General features: G+C 67.1%; 1 protein-coding gene. It reads left to right on the forward strand.

All coding sequences use genetic code 11. The annotated features are described in order from the left end of the window. Positions 1-292 precede the first annotated feature (292 nt). Positions 293-1579 (forward strand): RICIN domain-containing protein, encoded by a 1287-nt coding sequence (locus ACFTZL_RS44765; RefSeq protein WP_382596349.1) that lies wholly within the window; start codon positions 293-295, stop codon positions 1577-1579. Positions 1580-1592: the final 13 nt, after the last annotated feature.

Here is a 1592-nt window from a genome sequence, read left to right on the forward strand (position 1 = left end):
CGGATCAGGTTGCGGTTCTGGACGGAGCGGAGGACCGACCTTCTTCGATCGGTCACTCCGTCCGGCGATCTCCAGCTCCGCGGTGCTGTTCCCTTCGACCGGTGTCCTGCTTCTTGAGGGGTTCTCGTGGGAGGGACCTGGAAATCCGCACCCCATCCCGGTCGTTTACCAATCCTTTACCGTCGCTCACGTTTCTTGGCTTCATGCGCGCCATGCTGTACCTTCGCCGGGCGATCTCCAGAACTCCTTCCGATGCATCCCTTTCCCCGGGTCCTCCAACGTTGGAGAGCACGTGGCAAGGAACAAGCACAAGGCGACGCGCATGGCCGCGATCCCCGTAGCCATGGCCGTTGCGGCCGCGCTGGGCTGGGCAGCTGTCGGTCTGCCCGGGTGGGCGAGCGAGGAGCAGGCGGAGAAGAAGTCCCCGCCGGCCGCCGCCATCACGACGCCCCCGGTCGCCTGCGACCAGCAGGACAGTTCCAACAAGGGCTGGTACCAGCCGGTCTACGTTCACCGGGCAGGCAAGGACCCGGCGGCCGGGGTGAAGAGCGTTCGTCACATCATGTGGAGCGCCGACCAGATCTTCGAAGCCAGTGCCAAGCGCTTCGGCCAGGGGGACAGCCGCCGTCTGCGCTTCGTCCAGGACAAGGACTGCCAGATCGAGGTCATGAGCGTCGCTGTTGACGGCTTGCCGGGCAGGCCCTCGTTCCCTCAGGCCCGCATGAAGGCGGAGGCGGCCGTTGCCGCCGAGATCCGCAAGGCTCCCGCGGCGGTCAAGAAGCGGTTCAAGCGCACCCGGCCGGTGTACTTCTTCGACACCAAGCCGCGTGGCTGCGGCGTCGCCACGACGCCGAAGGCACGCCTGCGATCCTCCATGTTCAGAGGGCGGGCCGCTGTCTCGTGGGGCTGTGCGACCGTCCCCGCGGTCACTCATGAGATGGTCCATCAGTTCGGTGTCAGTCACTGTGACAACAAGCATGACCAGGGCGGCGATCCCATCTGCCGTGGATACGACCGCACCCCGCGCTGTGGTGACCTCATGGCGAACGTCTTCCTGGACTGCGCCAAGGACGAGTTCTCCTACTTCCGCCCCCGGCCCGAGTCGGGCAGCCTGCTGGCCCAGCGACCCGGGTACAACCTCGCCAACAGCCCTTATCTGATCAAGGATCAGCCCGCTCCCGCCCTCGAGATGCGGCTCGCCGGGAAGCGGGGCGGACTCTGCCTGGGGCGCGGCGAGGGTGACTCGGTCGTCCAGCAGGACTGCGACTCCGGCGACAAGCAGGTCTGGTCGAGGGCCATCGGCAAGGACGGCTACCTCACTGTGGCGCTGAAGGGCACCGACAAGTGCCTGACCGCGCCGTCCGGCAAGAACACGACGGCGCTCACCACCTGCGCAGCCGGTGACCAGCGTCAGCAGTGGTGGATGCCTTCGGGGCGTGGGAACGGAGCCGACGTCTATCAGCTCGTCAACCGCGAGACCCGGAAGCCGCTTCGGATCGACGGCAAGGGCGAGGGCGCCTCTGTCGCCCCCTCCGGCCGTGGGCCGGCTGCCGGGTTCCGGATGCTGCTGACCAAGTGAGCGGCACCTGAGC

The sequence above is a fragment of the Streptomyces sp. NPDC056948 genome (assembly GCF_042674225.1).
Classification (GTDB): Bacteria; Actinomycetota; Actinomycetes; order Streptomycetales; family Streptomycetaceae; genus Streptomyces; species Streptomyces purpurascens.